Origin of the sequence: Nocardia noduli (genome assembly GCF_019038455.1) — a bacterium.
Taxonomy (GTDB): Bacteria; Actinomycetota; Actinomycetes; order Mycobacteriales; family Mycobacteriaceae; genus Nocardia; species Nocardia noduli.
On the sequence record NZ_JAFMPL010000056.1, the window covers coordinates 16,464 to 37,558 of the forward strand.

The 21,095-nt window shown below is 68.0% G+C and carries 18 protein-coding genes and 1 pseudogene; 11 read left to right on the forward strand and 8 right to left on the reverse strand.

Annotation, left to right across the window (positions count from 1 at the left end; genetic code table 11):
* Nucleotides 1-9: 9 nt before the first annotated feature.
* The gene (locus tag JZ792_RS25200; protein ID WP_216914055.1) at nt 10-546 is read right to left on the reverse strand and encodes a DUF4254 domain-containing protein; all 537 of its coding nucleotides are present in this window, start codon (nt 544-546) and stop codon (nt 10-12) included.
* A gap of 405 nt (nt 547-951) precedes the next feature.
* Between JZ792_RS25200 and JZ792_RS25205 the strand changes: the two genes are divergently transcribed.
* Entirely contained in the window at nt 952-1,272 is a 321-nt protein-coding gene (locus tag JZ792_RS25205; protein ID WP_216914057.1) for a hypothetical protein, read from the forward strand.
* Nucleotides 1,273-1,481: 209 nt separating this feature from the next.
* Nucleotides 1,482-1,580, forward strand: a pseudogene (locus JZ792_RS25210) (DUF4389 domain-containing protein); the annotation flags it as partial.
* 44 nt (nt 1,581-1,624) lie between these two features.
* Here the strand turns inward: JZ792_RS25210 and JZ792_RS25215 are convergent.
* From JZ792_RS25215 to JZ792_RS25225, 3 genes are all read right to left on the reverse strand, one after another.
* Entirely contained in the window at nt 1,625-2,617 is a 993-nt protein-coding gene (locus JZ792_RS25215; protein ID WP_232839570.1) for an ABC transporter ATP-binding protein, read from the reverse strand.
* 2 nt (nt 2,618-2,619) lie between these two features.
* A complete protein-coding gene (locus JZ792_RS25220) occupies nt 2,620-3,378 on the reverse strand; it encodes an ABC transporter permease (protein ID WP_216914101.1) in 759 nt (252 codons plus the stop codon).
* A gap of 67 nt (nt 3,379-3,445) precedes the next feature.
* Nucleotides 3,446-4,279: an ABC transporter permease gene (locus JZ792_RS25225; RefSeq protein WP_308165449.1), complete on the reverse strand. Its 834-nt coding sequence runs from the start codon at nt 4,277-4,279 to the stop codon at nt 3,446-3,448.
* A 190-nt stretch (nt 4,280-4,469) separates the two neighbouring features.
* Between JZ792_RS25225 and ectB the strand changes: the two genes are divergently transcribed.
* Nucleotides 4,470-5,729 carry a diaminobutyrate--2-oxoglutarate transaminase gene (gene ectB, locus JZ792_RS25230; RefSeq protein ID WP_216914059.1) on the forward strand — a complete coding sequence of 420 codons (1,260 nt, stop codon included), beginning with the start codon at nt 4,470-4,472 and terminating at the stop codon, nt 5,727-5,729.
* Between the two features lie 12 nt (nt 5,730-5,741).
* Here the strand turns inward: ectB and JZ792_RS25235 are convergent, their stop codons facing one another.
* The gene (locus JZ792_RS25235; protein WP_216914061.1) at nt 5,742-9,209 is read right to left on the reverse strand and encodes an indolepyruvate ferredoxin oxidoreductase family protein; all 3,468 of its coding nucleotides are present in this window, start codon (nt 9,207-9,209) and stop codon (nt 5,742-5,744) included.
* Nucleotides 9,210-9,496: 287 nt separating this feature from the next.
* On the opposite strand from JZ792_RS25235, the gene JZ792_RS25240 reads away from it, so the two are divergent.
* From JZ792_RS25240 to JZ792_RS25260, 5 genes are all read left to right on the forward strand, one after another.
* Entirely contained in the window at nt 9,497-10,396 is a 900-nt protein-coding gene (locus JZ792_RS25240) for an NAD-dependent protein deacetylase (protein WP_216914063.1), read from the forward strand.
* A 450-nt stretch (nt 10,397-10,846) separates the two neighbouring features.
* Nucleotides 10,847-11,170 (forward strand): hypothetical protein, encoded by a 324-nt coding sequence (locus JZ792_RS25245; protein ID WP_216914065.1) that lies wholly within the window; start codon nt 10,847-10,849, stop codon nt 11,168-11,170.
* Nucleotides 11,167-12,519 carry a hypothetical protein gene (locus tag JZ792_RS25250; protein ID WP_216914067.1) on the forward strand — a complete coding sequence of 451 codons (1,353 nt, stop codon included), beginning with the start codon at nt 11,167-11,169 and terminating at the stop codon, nt 12,517-12,519. The genes JZ792_RS25245 and JZ792_RS25250 overlap by 4 nt, the downstream gene beginning before the upstream one ends.
* Nucleotides 12,506-13,513, forward strand: a complete 1,008-nt coding sequence (locus tag JZ792_RS25255; RefSeq protein ID WP_216914069.1) for a DUF8176 domain-containing protein — start codon at nt 12,506-12,508, stop codon at nt 13,511-13,513. Before JZ792_RS25250 ends, JZ792_RS25255 begins: the two co-directional genes overlap by 14 nt.
* Nucleotides 13,514-13,583: 70 nt before the next feature.
* A complete protein-coding gene (locus tag JZ792_RS25260; RefSeq protein WP_216914071.1) occupies nt 13,584-14,225 on the forward strand; it encodes a CatB-related O-acetyltransferase in 642 nt (213 codons plus the stop codon).
* 51 nt (nt 14,226-14,276) lie between these two features.
* Here JZ792_RS25260 and JZ792_RS25265 read toward each other — a convergent pair whose 3' ends face one another.
* From JZ792_RS25265 to JZ792_RS25275, 3 genes are all read right to left on the reverse strand, one after another.
* Nucleotides 14,277-15,134, reverse strand: coding sequence for an alpha/beta fold hydrolase (locus JZ792_RS25265; protein ID WP_216914073.1), 858 nt, complete (start codon nt 15,132-15,134; stop codon nt 14,277-14,279).
* 104 nt (nt 15,135-15,238) lie between these two features.
* Nucleotides 15,239-16,432, reverse strand: a complete 1,194-nt coding sequence (locus JZ792_RS25270; protein ID WP_216914105.1) for a cation:proton antiporter — start codon at nt 16,430-16,432, stop codon at nt 15,239-15,241.
* 13 nt (nt 16,433-16,445) lie between these two features.
* Nucleotides 16,446-16,928 carry a cation:proton antiporter regulatory subunit gene (locus JZ792_RS25275; protein WP_216914075.1) on the reverse strand — a complete coding sequence of 161 codons (483 nt, stop codon included), beginning with the start codon at nt 16,926-16,928 and terminating at the stop codon, nt 16,446-16,448.
* 143 nt (nt 16,929-17,071) lie between these two features.
* On the opposite strand from JZ792_RS25275, the gene JZ792_RS25280 reads away from it, so the two are divergent.
* From JZ792_RS25280 to JZ792_RS25290, 3 genes are all read left to right on the forward strand, one after another.
* Nucleotides 17,072-17,950 (forward strand): ABC transporter ATP-binding protein, encoded by an 879-nt coding sequence (locus JZ792_RS25280; protein ID WP_216914077.1) that lies wholly within the window; start codon nt 17,072-17,074, stop codon nt 17,948-17,950.
* A complete protein-coding gene (locus JZ792_RS25285; protein WP_216914079.1) occupies nt 17,947-19,122 on the forward strand; it encodes an ABC transporter permease in 1,176 nt (391 codons plus the stop codon). Before JZ792_RS25280 ends, JZ792_RS25285 begins: the two co-directional genes overlap by 4 nt.
* Before the next feature lie 72 nt (nt 19,123-19,194).
* On the forward strand, nt 19,195-21,030 hold the full coding sequence (locus tag JZ792_RS25290) for a TerD family protein (RefSeq protein ID WP_254190318.1): 1,836 nt from the start codon (nt 19,195-19,197) through the stop codon (nt 21,028-21,030).
* Nucleotides 21,031-21,095 lie beyond the last annotated feature (65 nt).

Here is a 21,095-nt window from a genome sequence, read left to right on the forward strand (position 1 = left end):
GGCTGCCGGTCACCAGACCGGCAGCCTACGACGGTGTTCGGTCACGTCGGTGATCAGATCCTGGTAGCCGTCCGCCAATTCGGCCAGTCTGGTCCATTCCAGATGGGCGATACCGTCCGTCCGCAGTGGACGCGGTGCGTCGATCGATGCCTTCGGGCCGACGGCCTGTTGTGCCACAATCCATTTCGCCGCGAGTCGGTCGATCACCGAGCCCAGTGTCTCGGTATGCAGCGACGCGCCGCCGCGGTGCGCCACATTCGTCGCGACCCACCGATCGATCCGCCCGACGAGTTCGGCCCTGCGGTGGTCGATATCGTCCACCTGCTGGGCGCACGCGGCGACCCGTCCGCTCGACGCGCCGGGGCGGCGCGCGGTTCGCAGCGCGCGCTGCCTGCTCTCGTGGCATTCCACCAGTTCGCCCGCCGCCTCCAGTACCCGGTGTCCGCGCAGCCGGGGATCGCCCGGCGCGCGGAAGGTGCGCAACAGCGCCGATCGGGTCGGCAGTTCGCCTGTGACGATGCGGTTCTCGGTGTGTTCGGTTGCCATGGCGCAGCCCCTGTGGTGATGATCCGAGCATGGATACGCCAGGGCCGAGGGAGATTTCGGGGAGGGGCGATCCCTCGGCTCCGGCGTAGTCCCGCGCGGGCCGCCTCTCGCACGGTTCACCGCACGGTGAAGCAACCGGGAAATCCGCGACGATGCGACGAGAAAGGCGGCCCGAATATCGGGACTCTTTCAGGAAAGCGCGACGGCCGTCGGCCGCGCAACCATATGCCGTAAGAATCTCGCGCATGGCGGAAATCGTTATGGTCCGTCACGATTCGGATACGTCGGCACGATTTCCTGAGCTTCGGTAGCGAATTTCCGGGGGATCGAATGCCAGCGCACGTGCGGCAATCCCGGCGGCGGGGCGGCTGCGGACCGGTCCGCGATCGGCTAGCCTCGGTATTCGTGCCCGCCTATGTGTCCTCACCCGAGCTGACGTTCGGCTTCTTGTTCGCGCTGGAAGACCCCGAGCGAATCGCCGAGGTGGTGCGCACCCTCATCGAACGCAAGACGGTGTCGGTCTTCCGGCTGGCGCGGCTGTCCGACGACGACGGCCCGCCCGAGCGGTACGTGGTGAACTGGGCGACGATTCCGCAGATCGACATCACCACCGCCGCGCCGGATCGCGAACAGCTCCTGGCCAATCGGGTGATGCTGGTCAACGCCTTCCTGAGCGAAAGCGGTGAGGTGAGCCTGTATTCGACGACCGATCAGGCTCCCGACTGACCGGTCGCGCGGCGTACATCCGTGCACTCGGCGGGGGCGGTGGTTCCTCGCGCGTGACCGGAGTCCGCGGAAATATCGATGACGACGTTTCGATCGTTGGCATGTCGGTATCGGATCGTGGTCGGGACATTTCCCCTATTATCCCGAGCGGCTGCATCGCGGATCGGTACTGGTCAAGTCGTGGTTGCTTGCCATTCGATTTCTCGATGGGCGCCAACCGATGGCTGCTGCGCGTATCGGTCTACGCCGGGCTGCTGCGCGACGAATATCCGCCGTTCCGGCTCGACCAGGGGCCGCGCGAACCCTGATTCCCGCCCCCGGAGGAATAGTGCTGATCCGCCCGCTGACGCTGTCAGCGGGCGGATTCGTATATCCGCCGGACGATATCCTCGATTTCGGGTTCTTCGATGGACAGATCCCGTACCTGGGCCCGGTCCGAGACCGCGGCGAGTAATCGCGCGGCCGTCGTCTTCTCCGCGTCGAAGGCCAATCGCTGCCGCATCCCGTCGCCTTCGCTGGTGAGCAGTTCCGCGTCGCACGGTAGGTCGAGCAGGTCGGGGGTCGGCTCGGCCAGGTCGACGACGAGCACTCGGCGCGCGCCGACCGTCGCGCCGAGACCGGGCAGTGAACCGTCGTAGACCAGGCTGCCGTGGTCGACCACGAGTACGCGATCGCACAGTCGCTCGATATCGCCCATATCGTGGGTGGTGAGCAGCAGCGTGGTGCCCCGGTCCACCCGTTCCGCGCGCAGGAATTCACGTAGTCGCTGCTTGGACAGCACATCCAGGCCGATGGTCGGCTCGTCCAGGATCACCAGTTCCGGTGAGTGCAGCAGGGCCGCGGCGACCTCGGCCCGCATCCGCTGCCCCAGCGACAGTTGCCGTACCGGCGTATCGAGCGTCTCGGCCATTTCCAGCTGTTCGACCAGTTCGTAGGTGCGTTTGCGCGTGATATCCGGGTCGAGTCGGTGGATGGCGGCCAGAATCGAAAAGGATTCGCGCAGCGGCAGATCCCACCACAGCTGGGACCGCTGCCCGAACACGACGCCGATCCGCGAGGCGAGTCTGCGCCGCTGACGCACCGGTTCCAGTCCGCAGGTGCGCACGCTGCCCGATGTCGGCACCAGGATGCCGGTCAGCATCTTGATGGTGGTGGATTTCCCCGCGCCGTTGGCTCCGATGTAGCCGACGGCGGCGCCGCGTTCGATCCGGAAGGTCATGCCGTCGACGGCGGTGAGGGTGTCGCGGGTACGGCGCCATTTCTTGCCGTTCCGGCGATAGAGGGTGAATTCCCTTGTCAGATTCTCGATATCGATGATCGTGTCCGATAAGTCGCTGGCCGCCACGCTTACCCGCCGCCTCCCTGGTAGTGCCGAGTACCGATTCGCCACAAGCAGAGTGCGAGCAGCCAAACCCATATCGCCGCGACCGGGGTCCACCAGGCCAGCCAGGACGGCAACAGTGGTGGACCGGGTAGTCCGAGCAGGCAGATGGTCGGCAGATACGCCGTGAACGACACCGGGATCGCGAACCCGAACAGGATTTTCAGCGGCGGGGGGAAGACCGAGGCGGGCTGCATCGCGGCGAACGAGCCACCGTAGGTGAAACTGTTCGTCAGTTCGGCGCCGTCGATCAGGAAGAATTGCAGTCCGGCCGCGCAGACGAAGATCCCGCCGAAGATCAGGATCCCGCCGATCAGAGTGATCGCGAGCAGGACGACGGTGGGTGGCCCCCAGTCGATATCGTTGCGCGTCAGCCCGAGTGTCAGCACCGCGATCGCGACGGCGGCGCGCGCGAGGCGGCGCAAGGAGATATCGCTGGTGATGAGTTGCAGCAGCAGCGGTTGCGGGCGCAGGTGGAAGGCGTCGAGGGTGCCGAGCCGAATCAGTGTCGGCAGGGAATCGAGGTGGCCGACCATGACCTGTGCCAGCGCGAAGGTGGTGTTGCTCAGGCCGAAAAGCAGCAGCGCGGCGTCGAGATCGAGGCCGCCGAGCACCTTCACGGTGTGGAAGATGACCCAGACTTCGGCGAATTCGATCAGCCCGATCAGGAAGGCGCTGAAAACCTCACTGGCGAAGGACAATCTGTAGGACTGCTGGGCGCGCATGCGTGAGCGCAGCACCGCGATGTACGGGGTGAGGCAGGTGCCTGCCGGTGTACTCACCAGCGGAAGCTCAGCCACCCTGCACCTCCAGCCTGCGGCGGCCCGCCGCCAGTAGTATCCGACCCACGATGCCGATCAGCACCACCCAAACCATCTGCGTGGCAACGACCCCGATCGCCTCCGAACCGAGTACGCGACCGGAGAGGATATCGATCGGCGCCTGCAGGATCGAGGGGAACGGGGTGGCGTGCGCGAGGGTGCGCAGCCATTCCGGGAACATGTGGACCGGCACGAACAGCCCGGCCAGAAACGTGCCGCAAATCTGGTATAGCACCCGTATGCCACGGGTCTCCACCACCCAGAAACCGATCAGGCCAACAGCGAATAACGACAGGAACGACAGGGCCACCGCGAGTAACACCGAGATCGCGCCGACCAGATACGGCCATGGCGAATGCGGCATCGCGAGTCCGAAAGTGAGATAGCCGAAGACGACGCTCGGTATACCTCGGGGGATCAATGTGCATGCGGCCCGTCCGAGATCGGTGGCGAGATAGGACAGTTGAACGTCGACCGGGCGCAGGAAGTCGACCGCGATATCGCCGTTCTTGACCCGGTCCACCAATTCCAGTGGCGGGCCCATGAATTGCATCGCGCCGAGCAGGGCTTGTGACAGCCAGACGTAGGCGCCGATCGAGCCTTCGTCGTAACCGCCGAAATCGCCCGCGGCCCGTACGGCCGCCACCATCACCGCAGCACGGACCAGCCCGAACACGCAATTGGTGAACAGGCCGGCGAACATCGCCAACTTGTATTGGGACTGGCGGCGGAATCCGGCGACGGCGAGTTGTTGGTACACCCGCGCCGTTCGCCGGGCGCGCATGGCCACGGCAAGCCATTCCACCCCCTCAGCACCGCCGCGCACAAGGAGTCAACTCTAGTGCGGCGACGCGGACACGCGGAAGGATTCCGCGCGTCTTTTCGAAAACTGCTGCACACCTGACGCGTCAGTGTTAGAAACACAGTCACTTCAGATTGGCGCAATCGCCGCTCTGACAAGGCACAACCGCTCGTCACGACAGGAAGGGTCGCCGATGACTGTCGCCGAGATGGCCGTTTTCGAAACACTCGAATCGAATGTTCGCGGCTACTGCAGATCCTGGCCCACCGTTTTCGACACCGCCAGCGGCAGTTGGTTGCGTGACGAACAGGGTCGCGACTACCTGGATTTCTTCGCGGGAGCGGGCTCGCTGAACTACGGGCACAACAACCCGGTCATGAAGCGGGCGCTGATCGACTACATCATGGGCGACGGCATCACGCACGCGCTCGACATGTCGACCGTCGCCAAACGCGCCCTGCTCGAATCGCTGCGCGACCTGGTCCTCGCGCCGCGCGGTCTGGACTACAAGGTCCAATTCCCCGGCCCGACCGGCGCCAACGCCGTCGAGGCCGCGCTCAAACTGGCGCGCAAGATCACCGGGCGGCAGTCGGTTCTCAATTTCACCAATGCCTTCCACGGCATGTCCCTCGGCGCGCTCGCGGTGACCGGCAACGCGGCCAAACGCGCGGGCGCGGGGGTGCCGCTGGTCCACGTGGCGTCGATGCCCTACGACGGATACCTCGGCGACGAGTCCGAATTGCGATGGATGCGCCGTGCCCTGGACGACTCTTCCTCCGGCCTGGACAAACCCGCGGCGGTCATCGTGGAGACGGTGCAGGGCGAGGGCGGGGTGAACGTCGCGCGCGCCGACTGGCTGCGCAGCCTCGCCGAACTGTGCTCGGCGCGCGGCATTCTGCTGATCGTCGACGACGTGCAGATGGGATGCGGGCGAACCGGGCCGTTCTTCTCGTTCGAGGTCGCCGGTATCACCCCGGATATCGTCACGCTGTCCAAGTCGATCGGTGGCTACGGGTTGCCGATGGCGCTGGTGCTGTTCCGGCCGGAACTGGACCAGTGGACCCCCGGCGAGCACAACGGCACCTTCCGCGGCAACAACGCGGCCTTCGTCACCGCGCGGGTCGCATTGGAGCACTACTGGTCCGACGGTGCGCTGGAATCCTCGACCCTGGCGAAAGGGGAACGGGTGCGTGCCGCATTGGCCGACGTGGCGGGCGCGCACAGCGGTCTGTCCACCAGGGGGCGCGGACTGGTACACGGTCTCGTCTTCGAGGACGCGTCGCGGGCCGCGAAGGTGTGCAGGATCGCCTTCGAACGCGGACTGCTGGTCGAGACCTCGGGGTCGGAGGACGAGGTCATCAAACTGATGCCGCCGCTGACCATCTCCGACGACGAGATCGACCACGGGCTGACCGTGCTCACCGAGGCGGTCGGGTCCATCTGCGCGGGCTGACCCCGCCGCGGATCAGATCCGCGGCGGGTCGATCCCGAGTTCGAGCAGACCGTCGCGGTACCGGGCGACCGCGGCGAGTTTGACGTCCTCGTATCCGCGGACGGTCTCGGCCAGTACCGCGGCGCGTACCGCGCGGTCGTAGTTCGCCGGGGTGAGTTCGTCGGCGAGTGCGGTCACCATGGCGGTGTAGTGCGCGAGCAGTTCCCGTTCCACCCGGCGCACCCGCGCGTAGCCGAACGGATCGAACGGGGTGCCGCGCAACCTCTTCCCTCCGGCCAGCACCCGCAGGGCGAAGTGCCCGCGCGGCCCGATGCCGATCTTGGTGCGTCTGCCCATCGCGCGCAGGATCGGCGGATGCAGGCGATAGGTGAGTTTCGCGCCGTCGGGAATACGCTCGCCGACCTCGGCCCGGAATTCCGGATCGATGAGGCGGCGGGCCACCTCGTATTCGTCCTTGTACGCGCTGAACCGGTACAGGCCCGCCGCCACCGCCTCGCTGAATTCGGTGCGCTCGGTGACCGACCGCTGCGCCCGCCAGGCGTGTTCGACGACACTCAGGTATCGCCGCGCGACGCGGATATTCTGGAATCCGATCAGCTCTCCGGCGCGCAACTCGGCCCGGCGGCGGGTCTCCCCGGTCGCGGTGAGCCCGTCGAGCAGCGGCGCGGGGACGGTGATCTCGGTGCGCCGCGACGGTCGAGTGGCCGTCGCCGCCGAGAAATCCTCCGGCCGTTGCACCGCCACGCGGCCCCAGCGGAACGCGGCGATATTGGTGCTCACCGCGACGCCGTTGATGCCGATGGCCTCCTCGATCGCGGTGGCGGGCAACCGAAGTCCACCGAGCTGGTACGCCGCGCCGACGAGCAGGAAATTGGCGGCGGCGGTGTCGCCGAACAGCGTCTCGGCGGCGGCGAGCGCGTCGAAGGAGCGCAGCGCCAGCGAGGCCGTGCCGAGCCGGGCGAGCAGTTCACCGGTGTCGGGATACGTGACGCCGGTGTCGTAGATCATCGGCCCGGTCGGCGTGCGACTGGTGGAGGCTACCGACACGGTCGTCGTCGCCGACCCGTAGACCACATTCCTCGGGTCCGCGGCGGCGAGCAGGTCGAAAGCGAGCACGCAATCCGCCGAACCGGGGGTGAGCCGATTCGCCGGTTCCAGCGGTCCCGCCGCGAATCGCAGATGGGCGACGACCGGTCCGGCCTTCTGACTCAGCCCGGTCTGGTCGAGGCTCGCCACCTCGTATCCGGCGCGCAGGGCCGCGGTCGCGAGCACCTGATTCACGGTGACGATGCCGGTGCCGCCGATCCCGGCGAGGAAGACGTTCTGGGTGGCGGCGGGTGCCTCACGCACCGCCTCCGGCAGCATCGGCGGTTCCTGCCGGTGGCGGCGTCGCCGCGTCGCGCGCCCGGGTTCGGGCAGCTCCACCGTGACGAAGGACGGGCAATCGCCGTCCATACAGCTGTAGTCGGTATTGCAGGCGGTCTGGTCGATCCGCGTCTTGCGGCCGAATTCGGTGTCGACCGGCTGGACCGACAGGCAGTTGCTCTTGACGCCGCAATCACCGCAGCCCTCGCACACCGCCTCGTTGATGACGACCCTGGTCCGCCGGGCCGGCATGGTGCCCCGCTTGCGGCCGCGGCGCGCGTCGGCGGCGCAGTGCTGGTCGTAGATCAGCACCGTGACACCCGGGATCTCGCGCAGCGTCCGCTGGACTTCGTCGAGCTGATCGCGGTGTCGCAGCAGCGTTCCCGGCGCCAGATCGCGCGCGCGGTATTTGGACGGGTCGTCGGTGCAGACGACGATCCGGCGGACGCCGTCGACGGCGAGCCGGTGCGTCAGCGCGGGGACGGTGAGCGCGCCCTGCGCGTGCTGCGCGCCGGTCATCGCGACGACCTCGTTGTGCAGCAATTTGAAGGTGATGTTCACCCCTGCGGCGATACACGCCTGCACGGCGAGTTGCCCGGAGTGGAAATACGTTCCGTCGCCGAGGTTCTGGAACAGGTGCGAGATACCGGTGAACGGGGCCTGCCCGATCCACTGCGCGCCCTCGCCACCCATCTGCGTCAGTCCGAGCACCTGGTTGTCGGCGCGGCCCGACATCGTCACCAGCGTGTGACAGCCGATCCCGCCACCGGCCAGCGAGCCGTCCGGGACCACGGTGGACCGGTTGTGCGGGCAACCGCTACAGAAGTAGGCGGTGCGCTGGGCGGGCAGGACCGACAGGGTGAGCGGCGGCGGCAGTGGACGTTTCATCTCCAGCCGACCGGCCAGCGCCCGGCGCAGTGGCGCGATGACGCGGGCCGCGGTGAGTTCGCCGTCGAGGGGGAACAGCGGGAGGTCGTCGTCGTATTTGCCGAGGACGCGCGGCGGCGCCACGGTGCCGTAGAGGATGTCGCGGATCTGGGACTCGAGGAAGGCGGACTTCTCCTCGACCACGATCAGGCAGCTCAACCCGGTCGCGAATTCCCTGACGCGTTGCGGGCCGAGGGGATAGGGCATGCCGATGCGGAGCAACCGGATGCCCGCGCGGCGCAGCGCCGCGTCGTCGGCGCCGAGATCGAGCAGGGCCTGGCGTACCGCGTCGAAGGTGGTTCCCGCCGCGGCGATCCCGACCGTGGCGTCGACCGGATCGACCTCGATGACGTCCAGATCGTTGCGCGCGCCGTAGGCCTTGACCAGGTCCCAGCGCGGGCCGAGCAGATCGGCCTCTGCGGCGACACTGGCCGCGGGGGCCGCCATCGGACGCTGGAGGTAGGTGAACGGGTGTCCGTCGCGGGTGATGGCCGGGACGACGATGTCGATATCGCCCACCGACCCGTCCACGGTCCACGCGCCGTCGGCGACATCGGCCACGATCTTCAGCGCGACGGCACAGCCGCTCGCGCGCGAGAGCGCGACGCCGTGCAATCCCATGGTGATCACCTCGCGGGCATTGCGCGGGAACAGCACCGGGATATGCATCGCGGCCAGTGAGCGTTCGCTGGCCACCGGCACCGTCGAGGATTTCGCCGCGGGATCGTCACCGACCAGCAGCAGCATGCCGCCGTGGGGGTTCGCGCCGTAGATGTTCGCGTGGCGCAGGGCGTCGGTGGCGCGGTCGAGCCCCGGTCCCTTCCCATACCAGACGCCGACCACGCCGTCGTGTGTCGCGGCGTCGCCCGGCAGCACGGCCTGGCTGCCGAAAACCGACGTCGCGGCCAGTTCCTCGTTGAGCCCTGGGGTGAAGGCGATGTCGTGTTCGGCGAGCACCTCGGGCATGCCGAACAACAGTTTGTCCACACCGCCGAGCGGGCTGCCCTGATAGCCGGACACGAAGGTACCGGTGCGCCGCCCGGCACGCAGATCGCGCACATGCTGTTCGACCAACTGCCTGGCGATCGCCTGGACGCCGGTGAGCACGGTCGTGCTCGCACCGACGCGGTAGCGGTCGGCCAGGTCGTCGGTGGTGGGAATCGGTGCGCGATCGGTGAGGTCGGTCATGCGGATCCACCCATTCGCTCGGGCGCCGGTCGGGCGCATCACGTGGTTGATCACTCGTGACGGCCATCTTGCCCACAAAGCGCCAGGTGAACAACCGATAGCAGAATGACTGAGCAATCTGCACGATTACTGAGCCTTCAGATGTGCATTGCATAGGCAGGATGGGAGGTGGAGGTGATCCCGACCGCGCCGAACGAGGTCGCCGTCGCGAGATCCGCCCACCCGGGGTCGGCAGGTCCGTGGCCGCGCGAGCGGCGGATTCGTCGGGTCGCCGTACCCTGAATTCCATGTCGGAATTCGCCGAACCGGAGATCGCGCGGCTGCTCGCGCTGGTCGACGGCCGCCGGATCGCGGTGCTGACCGGTGCCGGCGTGTCGACCGACAGTGGAATCCCCGACTATCGCGGCCCCGACTCGCCGCCGCGCACCCCGATGACGTATCAGCAGTTCGTCGGCGACCCGGTGTTCCGGCAGCGCTATTGGGCACGCAACCACATCGGCTGGCGGCACATGGACGCCGCGCGACCGAATCAGGGGCATCGAGCACTGGCCCGACTGGAACGTCAGGGTGTGGTGACCGGTCTGATCACCCAGAACGTCGACCTGCTGCACACCAAGGCCGGGCACCGCACGGTGCTCGACCTGCACGGCAGTTACGCCCGCGTGTGCTGCCTCGGCTGCCGGGCGCTCATCTCCCGCATGTCACTGGCCGACCGGCTCGATGCCGCCAATCCCGGGTTCGGGGAGCGGATGGCGGTCACCGGTGTCGAGGTCGCCCCGGACGCGGACGCGATCATCGCCGACACCGCCGATTTCCGGATGGTCGACTGCGAACACTGCGGCGGCATGCTCAAACCCGACATCGTCTACTTCGGCGAGAACGTCCCGCGCGAGCGGGTCGCCGCCGCGTTCGCCCTCCTCGATGACGCCGACCTGCTGCTCGTCGCCGGTTCCTCGCTCACCGTGATGTCGGGCCTGCGCTTCGCCCGCCACGCCGCCAAACAGGCCAAACCCGTGGTCATCCTGAATCGCGGCCATACCCGCGCCGACGATCTCGCCACCCTCGTCCTCGACGCGAGTTGTTCGGCCGTGCTGACCGCCGTGGCAGATCATTTCGACAACCGCCGTGTCGATGCCGCGTCCTCGGCGGTCGAGCGTCCGGACCTCGAAGCGAGATCCGCGATCTGACTGTCGCGGGATGATCCGGCCGTGGCGCACGCCACAATGCCGGAACTCCGGACCGGAAGTCGATGCCGACGACGCTGTGGCGCAAGAGTTCCCGACCATCGGCAAATCCGTCGCCACCACCGGGCCCCGTCGGCCCGACCCGGACTCTCCGGTCTCGTTCGGTACCGGCGTACCTGTCCGGCATGCGCCGGGCAATCGGCGTCGTGCCTTGTGGAGCCGGGTGAAACCGGGCGGCCCGGGGGCGCGTGAGCGGGCCGGAACTTGCCCGGACTCCGGGGATCGGGCGCACGGGAGGGGCGTTCACGGGTACGCTCGCTGTGTCGAATCATGCCGCGACGCCGAGCTATTGATGACACTGCGCTATCGATGACACCGCGCTGTTGATGACGCCGAGTTGTCGATTCTCGGATATGGGGTTTCGGAATTGCCGGTTTCGGTGAAGGGGGAACAGTGGACGCGCTGAATCTCGACCCGGCGGCGGTGGCCGCCTACACCACCACCGCGGACAGGGTGTCGCAGCAGCTCGCCTCGGCGGCGGCCGTGGCGGCCGAGGCCGTGCGCCCGGAACAACTCGCCGCCGATCTCGGATTGGTCGGCGCCGAATTCGCCGCGCGGTTCACCGAAGCCGTCGCGGAACATTCGCGGGCCTTGTCGACGGCGGGCCAGTTGGTCGCGACCTACGGCCAGGTGCTGCGCGCCTACAGCGCCGATATGCAGGACCTGGATGCCGACACCGCGGGCGGGTTGGCCAGGACCGGAGAGGAATGGGCATGAGGCGGTTACGCAAACGCGGTTCCGACAGCGACGCGAGTTCGCTGAGAACCCTCGATCCCTCCGTCGATCCGCCGCTGGTCGCCGTGCTCGTCGAGCCCATCCTGAAACTGCGGGCCTCACTCGGCACCGGTGTCGGCACCCCGAACCAGGCCATCACCGGCGCGCTGTCCGCGGCGTCGACGACGACCGCCGATACCGAGACTCCGCATCGCGAAGGTCTGCACGCGCTGGAATCGACGTGGACCTCCAAAGCCGCCGACGCCGCGATCCCGAATCTGCGGACGACCCAGACCGAACTCGGTGAGATCTCCGATCGCGGACCGGCCTATCTCGCGGTGCTTTCCGACGCGCAGACCACCACCTCGCGCGGGGCGGCGAAGGTCGACGAGATCATCGCCGATTTCCGCAGGGACGCCCGCCGCATCCTCAGCGTCGCCACGGCGTCGCCGGATACCGACGCGGTGGTCGAGCGCGGTGCGCAGGCGTTGCGCGATGCCATCGAGACCGTGCAGTCCACCCGTTCGCAGATGGACAATCTCACCGGGCAGCTCGGCAGTACCGGGCCGGTCACGGTGTCGGCGCCCGCAGGTTTCGACACGAACCAGACCACCTACGACAACCGGTCCCAGACCCAGGGCACGCTGCAATACGTCCCCGGCGGCGCCACCGGCGGCAGCACGCAGAACGTCAATGTGCAGCAGATGGATCCGGTGCTCGCGGCGCGGCTGCAATTGCAGCAGCAGCTGATCTCGGCGGGCGTGCAGTTGGGGACCGCGGGCATCAGCGCGGGCGTGGATATCGGCACCCACCTCATCGACAAGATCGTCGAGGTCGGTACCCACGCGATGGATACCGTCGCGGCCTCGGTGGACAAGGTCATCGACAAGGCGATTCCCGAGCTGATCCATCCCGGCAGCACCACTGGTGATGGCAACGGTGCGGGGACCGGAACCGGAACCGGGTCAAAACCCGGTGGTGGCCAATTCGATTTCGGCGGAACGGGTCCGGCGGGCACCCCGAACAATCGCAGCACCCTGGTCCAGCCGGGCCGCGACGATCCCTCCGTCGCCGACGATCCGAGGCCCGCGCCGTTGTCGCAGGCGCCTTTCGGCGCGAACAGTCCGCAGAACAACGGCGGCGCGACGCCGCGCCCGTCCGTGCCCGAACCCACGCAACAGCACGGGCCGACCGGCGGTGTCGCCATGCCGCCGCAATCCGGCGGCAACGACCAGGAACACAAACCGAAGGACGGCCAGCTCGGCGTGACGGTTCCGGCCGGCGGGCTCGATCTCGAACCCGTGACGGTCCCGGCCGCCGTCATCGGCGATTTCGGCGATGACTTCGTCTGATTCCGGCAGTCCGGGCCCCGGTCCGGACAACCCGTTCGACACCGGCTTGCCCATGCTGCGCCAGCCGGTGAAGAAACAGCCCAAGAAGCGACGCAGGCCGCCGGTTCGCACCGGTCCGGCGGCCGCGGATCCGCTCGCGGAAACGCCCGACTATCCGGCGGAACCGCCGCTGCCCGATCCCGGTCCGGCCTCCGATCACACGGGGCGTTCGGGGGATTGGGAGCAATGGCTCGAACCCGTCGCGCGGACCAGGCCCGTGCCGGAACCGATCGTCGAGCCGCCACCGCGCGCCCGTCACGAGGACGTCGAACCGCCGCCCGACGACGATCCGGAGATTCGCGTCCCGTCGATCGTCGATCGCACCGGGGGCAATCCCGGTGTCGCCCTGCGCCGTCCGCGTCGCACCACTCAGGAGCAGGGTAGCGGCGGCAGTCGATGGCTCGGTGCGTTGATCGGGGTCGGCATCGTCGTCGCGCTGGGCGCCGTTGTCCTGATCGCGCTGCACGGTTCGGACAAGAAGCGACCGGCCGCAACCGAAAGTGCTCGCGCGCGGCCGTCGTCGACGGTCGCCGCCAGAACCGGCCCGGCGCCGGGCGAACCCGCCGTCATCGCGACCCCCGGATGCGAACAGCGCCGCGCCCCCGGCATCGTCTCCGGCACCGATCCCGGCGGCACCACCGACGGACCCTCGGCGATCCTCGCCTTCGAACGTGCCTACTACGTCCAGCGTTCCGGTTTCGCCGCGCGCGCGGTGGTGGCGGAGAATTCCCTCGTCCCGCTCGCCGAACAGATCCAGCGCGGTATCAACCAGGTGCCGATGGGCACCCTGTACTGCGTGGAGATCACCCCCGCCGAGGGGACCGAAGGTCAGACCCGGTGGCGGGTCCGCCTCACGCAGCAGGTTCCCGGCGAGGAGGCGAACACCTTCACCCAGCTGATCACCACCCGCACCTCCGCCAACCGCACGCTGATCACGGCGATCGCGCCGGGCTGAGACGGGGTGCGCGGCCGCGATCGGCCATGATGACCCGACAGTCGTCGCACGTGAAGTGAGGAGCCGCCCGGTGCCATCCGCCGATCCGACCGTCCTGCACCCGATCCCGGACCAGCCGCGCGTCATCCTGTTGCGGCCACTGATCACCTCGCCGTTGATCGAGGTGGGGGAGTTCACCTACTACGACGACCCGGACGATCCGGCAGCGTTCGAAGCGCGCAACGTGCTGTACCACTACGGACCCGAGCGGCTGGTCATCGGCAGATTCTGTGCGCTGGGGACCGGCACCCGTTTCATCATGAACGGTGCCAACCATCGGATGGACGGTCCGTCGACCTTCCCGTTCCCCATCATGGGCGGATCGTGGGCCGAACACACCGACCTGCTGGTGGATCTCCCGGTGCGCGGGGACACCGTCGTCGGCCACGACGTGTGGTTCGGCAACGGGACCACCGTCATGCCGGGAGTGCGCATCGGCTCCGGCGCGATCGTCGCGTCCGGCGCGGTCGTCGTCGACGACGTACCCGATTACGGGATCGTCGGCGGCAATCCGGCGCGGCTGCTGCGCCGCCGCTACAGCGATGCCGAGGTGGACCGCCTGCTCGCGCTGGCCTGGTGGGACTGGCCCCTCGAGCACCTGACCGCCCACATCCGCACGATCATGTCCGGGACCGTCGACGAGCTGGCCGCCGCGGCGCCGCAACGGTCCTAGCCCTGTTGCTCGAGGTGGACCTTGGCATCGTCGTTGTGGCCGATCGGTCGGTCAGGCGTGCTCGGGGGCGACCGAATCCCCGTGTGCTGTCGTCCCCGTCAGGAAAGCGCCCGCGTGTGGCGCGATGAGCTTCACCTTCGGGTTGTGGCTCAACCCGGCGATTTCCAGGTGGGTGGCATTCGGGAGCGCCGCGGTGATCGCGCGGGCGGCGGTGCGCAGCAGCGCGTCGCTCTTCGCGCCGGAGATGACCAGCGTCGGTACGGTGACTCCCGCCCAGTCGGCGGCCACCAGCGCCTCACCCCGCATGAAGGGCTCCATGATCGCCCAATCGTGCGCGGTCGCGCCCGACGTGGCGAGCAGATCCTTCCACATCGGCGTGACCCGCATCAGCGCCACGACCCAGCGCGGCATCCCCATGGCCCGGGTCATGAAAAAGCGCACGACCTCGGCGCGACGGCCGTCGGCGATCAACTCGCGCAAGCGCGCGCCGACCTCGGCCCCCGGCACGAAATTGTCGTGATCGACGACGAACGGCGGCTCGAAGGCGACCACGTGCGTGATACCTGGCACCCGCCCCGATGCCGCCGCGCGCAATGCCAGGCCCGCCCCCGACGACCATCCGAACAGCGATGCCGAGCCACCGGCCGCCTCGACGAGTGCGGCGAGATCGTCGATCTCGTTGTCGACGTCGTACACCCCCGGCGAGTCGGTGCTGTCACCGCGACCGCGACGGTCGTAGTTGAGGACGGTCAGCCCGTGTTCGTCGGCGAGCGCGCGCGAGATCTCTTCCATCTTCGGGAACTTCCGGAAGCTGAACGCGCCGCCGATCATGATGACCGTTCCCGCGTCGTCGCCGGGGTACCGATCGAACGCGATCTCGATTCCGGCCGGGGTGGTGATCGTCTCCATGCTTGCCGCCTCTCACTGCGTGCGCCACCGGTATCCGGTGGGGTCGCAGGTGAAGACGGACCCCGGACCCGATATTCATCGGGGCCGGGCGGCACGGTGTTCGGTCAGTCCGGAACGGGGTCGGTCCGACGTCGCGCGGCCAGGTCGAGCAGCCACCGTGTGATCGGTTCGACCACCCTCGCCGCGATCGGTCCGAGAATCGCCATGAGCAGCACATACGTGGTCGCCAGCGCGGCGAATTCGGCGGGCAGCGCGCCCGCGGTGACGGCGAGACCCGCGATGACGATGGAGAATTCGCCACGCGCGACCAGCGCCGTGCCCGCGCGGGCCCGGCCCAGCGGACTCGCGCCCGTGCGTTTGGCGGCCCACCACCCGGTGCCGATCTTGGTCGCCGTCGTGACGACCGCGAGCAGGATCGCCCAGCCGAGCACCGGCGGGATACTGGACGGATCGGTACTGAGCCCGAACAGTACGAAGAACATCGCGGCGAACAGGTCGCGCAGCGGTTCGAGGATTTTCGTCGCGTTGTGCGCGGTGGAATCGGAGATGGCGATACCGAGCAGGAACGCGCCGACCGCCGCCGACACCTGCACCGCCGATGCCAGACCCGCGACGAGCAACGCCGCGCCGAGCAGTTTGAGCAGGAAGATCTCGCGGTCGTCACTGGCGACGACGGCCGAGACGTATTTGCCGTAGCGCAACGCGACCACGAGCACCACGGTCACCGCGACCAGCGCGATACCGAGCGTGGTGAGTCCCGCGACGAAACCGACCCCGGCGAGCACGGCCGTGAGCGCGGGCAGATACGCGGCCATCGCGAGGTCCTCGAAGACCAGGATGGACAGGATGACCGGGGTTTCGCGGTTGCCCAGTCTGCCGAGATCGTTGAGCACCTTCGCGACGATGCCGGAGGAGGAGATGTAGGTGACCCCGGCGAGGGCGATCGCGCCGGTGAATCCGAGCCCGAGCATCAGGGCCACGATGACGCCCGGCGTGGCGTTCAACGCGATATCGAGCAGACCGGCCGGCCACGATCTTCGCATCCCCGTGACCAATTCGGCCGCGGTGTATTCCAGGCCGAGGAGTAACAGAAGGAGGACGACGCCGATTTCGCTGGCGATATGGATGAATTCGTCGACTTCGTGCAGTTCGATCAGGCCGCCGGTGCCGAACACGAGTCCGCCGACCAGATACAACGGAATCGGCGACAACCCGATTTTCGCCGCGACGCGGCCCAGAACGCCCAACCCGAAGAAGACCGCGCCCAACTGGATCAGTGCCAGCGTGGTTCCTTCCAGTACCATCGGCGGCTCAGCCGTCCGCGAGGAGTTCGGCGGCGGCGTCCAGGCCCGACGCGGTGCCGACGGCGATCAGCAGATCACCGGCGGTGAACACGAAATCGGGTCCGGGGGAGGGATGTACCTGACCGGCGCGCATCACCGCGACGATGGAGACGCTGGTCCTGGTCCGCATCTCGGTCTCACCGAGCGTGCGCCCGTCGTAGGGCGAACCCTGGAGGACCGGCAGCGTCCTGGTGTTCACGCCTTCGATATCCCGGTGTTCCTCGCGGAGCTGGGCGACCAGCTGGGGTGCGCCGAGCAGATTGGCGAGCACCCTGGCCTCGTTGCCCGACAGCGGGATCTGCACCGTCGTATCCGGATCCGCTTCGGTGGTGAAGATCAGATCTATGGTGCCGTCCTTGTGGTCGACCACCCCGACCCGGCGACGAACGCCCTTCAATGAAAAGTCTTTACGCACACCGATTCCCGGCAGCGGTGTCACTTCAACGTTCACCCCACGCCCTAACGCTTAACTCCACATTACCTTTACTTTACCTTACTTTCTCGACGCGTCGCCTGTGAGGGGCCCGTGGCAGCGGGCCGCGACGACGCCGACGCTCGGTAGGGTGGAGTGTATCGACGCGGATAGGGGACTCGATGCTGGAAGTCGCGAACCTGGTTCGCCGGTTCGGCGAACAGGTGGCGGTCGATGATGTGTCGTTCGAGGTGCCGGGGGGAGCGCTCACCGGATTCGTCGGCGGCAACGGGGCGGGTAAGACGACCACCATGCGGATGATCATGGGCGTACTCGCCACCCACGGGGGTGAGGTGCGGTGGCGGGGAAGGCCGGTGACCGTCGATGATCGTCGCTCGTTCGGCTACATGCCGGAGGAGCGCGGTCTGTATCCGAAGCAGCCCGTCCGCGATCAACTGGTGTACCTGGCTCGGTTGCGCGGCGTCCGCGCCGACGATGCCGGACGCCGGGCCGATGAGCTGTTGCGACGTTTCGCCCTCGGCGACCGGGGCGGGGACAAACTCGAATCCCTGTCGCTCGGCAATCAGCAACGAGTGCAGATCGCCGCTTCCGTCATGGCCGAGCCGAGCCTGTTGATCCTGGACGAACCGTTCTCCGGTCTCGATCCCGGCGCCGTCGACGCCATGGCCGAGCTGCTGAGAGATTATGCGCGGCAGGGGGTTCCGGTGCTGTTCTCGTCGCATCAGCTCGATCTGGTCGAGCGGCTGTGCGATCAGCTGGTGATTCTCGCCTCGGGCCGGGTGGTCGGGCGGGGATCGGTGGCGGATCTGCGCGCGCGTGGCACGACCAGGTATCGGCTCGCGCTCGGTGGTGACGCGGGCTGGCTGGAGGATTTCGCCGGGGTGCGGGTGCTCGAGGTCGACGGTGCGACCGCGCTGCTCGAACTGACCGGAGCGAGTACCGACGACCTGCTCACCGCGGCGCTCGCCCGCGGTTCGGTGCGCGAACTGGCCGAGGTGCGCCAATCGGTCTCCGATATCTACCGCGAGGTGACCGCGTGAGCGCCCCGCGCGGAGTGTGGCGGATCGTCGCCGCGCGGGAGATCGCGGTGAAACTGCGCGATCGGAATTTCCTGATCTCCACGCTCGTCACGATCGCGGCGATCGTCGCCTCGCTGGTGATCAGCACCCTGGTGACCGGACGTACCGACACGATCGAGGTCGCGGTGGTCGGCGCCGACACCGAGCAGGTGCTGCGCACCGCCGACACGCTCGCCGATCGCGCCGACAAGAACGTCGCCTTCACCGCCCGCCCGGTCGCCGATATCGCCGCGGCCGAACAACAGGTACGCGACGAGCAGGTCGACGTCGGGCTGGTGCCGACGGATTCGGGCTGGCGGCTCATCGGGAAATCCGCCGAGGACGACAATGCCGCCACCTATCTCGGCGCGGCCGCACAGCAGATCGCGTTGCAGCGCAATGCCGAGGCCTCCGGCACCTCGCTCGAACAACTCGGCCGCGGCGGCGGGGTGACCTACGACCTGCTGGACGAGAGCGCGGTCGACCCGGCGCTGGCACGCATCGTCGCCTTCGTCTTCGCCCTGCTGTTCTACATGGCGTCGGTGCTGTTCGGCATGTCGATCGCGCAGAGCGTCATCGAGGAGAAGCAGAATCGCATCGTGGAAATCCTCGCCAGCGCGATTCCGCTGCGGCAGTTGCTCATCGGCAAGGTCGCGGGCAATACCGCGATGGCGTTCGCGCAGCTGACGCTGTTCGTCGGCGCGGGACTCGTCGGCCTGGCCGCCACCGGACGCGCCGACCAGGTAGGCCGGATCGGCGGCGCCGCGGGCTGGTTCATCGTCTTCTTCGTCGTCGGATTCCTGGCACTGGCCGGAATGTGGGCCGTGGCCGGATCACTCGCGACGCGCAGCGAGGACCTCAACTCCACCGCGACACCGCTGTCGATCCTGATCATGATTGTGTTGTTCGCGGGCATATTCCTCACCGGCACCGGCCGAGTGGTCGCCTCCTACGTCCCGGTCGTGTCGATCGTCGCCATGCCGAGCAGGCTCGCCGACGGCACCGCCGCGTGGTGGGAACCGTTGGTGGCCTTGGCGTTGATGGCTGTCGCGGCCTACGGCATCGTCGTCGTCGCGGAGAAGATCTACCGCCGCTCACTCATGCAGACCCAGGGCAGGCTGACGATCAGACAGGCGCTCGCGATACAGGATTGACCATCGGTCGAGTGACACACCGTGCGGTGCAACATTTTCGGGTGCCCGCGCGATGCGATGCTCATGCAGCCGATGGCGAATGTTGGTGAGGTGTCCCTCGACGCGGGATTCGGGTCTTTCACCGTGGTCGATGTGGAGACCAGCGGATTGCGGGCCGCGCAGCACCGCGTCCTCTCGGTCGCGGCGTTGACCCTCGACACCGCGGGACGGGTGACCCGCGAATTCCACACCCTGCTCGATCCTGGATGCGATCCGGGACCCGTGCACATACACGGCCTCACCCGCGAGGTCTTACGCGGCGCGCCCGCGTTCGCCGAAGTGCGTGAAGAACTCTCGGAACTGCTCACCGGCCGGGTCATGGTGGCGCACAATGCCCGGTTCGACTACGGATTCCTCGCCAGGGAATTCGATCTCACGGGCGACGTCCTGCCGGTGGGTCGTCGGCTGTGCACCCTGGCGCTCGCACGGCGAGTCTGTCTGCCCGTCCCGGACTGCAAACTCGCGACACTCGCGTCCTATTACGGCATCGCGCAGACACGGGCGCACGACGCCCTCGACGACACCCGCGTGCTGGCGGGTGTGCTGCGCGCACTGGTGGCCGACGCCGCGCGATTGGGTGTCGCGCCGCCCCTGTTGGCCTGCCCGCCCAAGGAGAACTACCGGGACAGTTGGAGCCGCCGAACATCGCGCACCGGGCCGAAACAACCCTGCCTCTACACCTATCCGGGTCGACTGGGTGCCGGTGAACCTCTGGTGCAGGGCATGAAGATCGCGTTCACCGGTGAGACGAGCGTCGATCGCGAAATCCTCGTCGCCGAGGCGGAAGCGGCGGGACTCGACGTCACCGGCGCGGTCAGCAGACAGACGAGCGCGCTCGTCACGAACACGCCACATTCCGGGACCGGCAAGGCACGCCGAGCCGTCGAATACGCGACGCCGGTGCTGACCGAACGACAATTCCGCACGCTGCTGGAGAAGGTCCGGCCCGGTCGGGGCAAGGACGATCCCGCCGCGGCCTCACGGCGCGGCCGGGAGGACCGAGCGGACGCACCGTTATCGGGCCGCCGTTTCCTGGTCCTGGGCGGATCCCATACGCAGGCGGCGGCGATCCGCGCGCGCATAGGCGAGCTGGGTGGTTCGGCCGCGGTGAATATGTCCGCCCGGGTCACCGATGTGCTGACCCTGCCCGGTGCGGAATCCGATCACCGGCTGGCGAAGGCTGTCGAACTCGGCCTGCCCGTGCACGGCCCCGAACTGCTCGCGCTGGCTCCGACCCCGCAGCTGCCCGAACCGTCGCCACCGCCCGGAGAGGATGGAGAGCTCTCCGGCGCGATGCCGTTCGAACCGCCGCGACGGTCCGCCGTATCCGATTCGCCTCCGCCGGTGGTACTCGGGCCCGGACATGTGATGGATCTTCCGACAGTCGTGCACGGTGACACCTGGACGGTGCGCGCGTCGTGGATCCAGGGCCGGAACTGGGAGGTGGATGTGGTCGCCTTTCTGCTCGACGGCCACGAAAAGGTATCGGGTGACGATGATTTCGTCTTCTACAACCAACCCGAGGCCGTGGGCATCCGCCTCAACGCCGACGGGCCGAGTGAACAATCCGTCGACGTGTCGCTGGATCGCCTGCCCGAGCATTGTGTGCGGGTCGTTCTCGCCGCCGCGCTCGACGGTGCCGGGGTCACCTTCGGCGATATCGGTGCGATCGAGATCGAGTTCGCCCCCGGTGCCGACGTCGGCACGGTGGCGCGGGCGACCCTCGACGCGGCCACCGAGGAACGCACGCTGCTGCTCGCGGAGATCTACGTGCGAGGTGACAGCTGGCGGCTGCGCGCCTTCGGGCAGGGCTACGCCGACGGCTTGGCGGCACTGGCACGCGGGTACGGCGTCGACGTGGCGCAGTGACCGCGGGCGTAGGTCGGCGATAGCGGTCCGACGCGAGTCGTAACCGGGAATTCGCAGGTCACTGG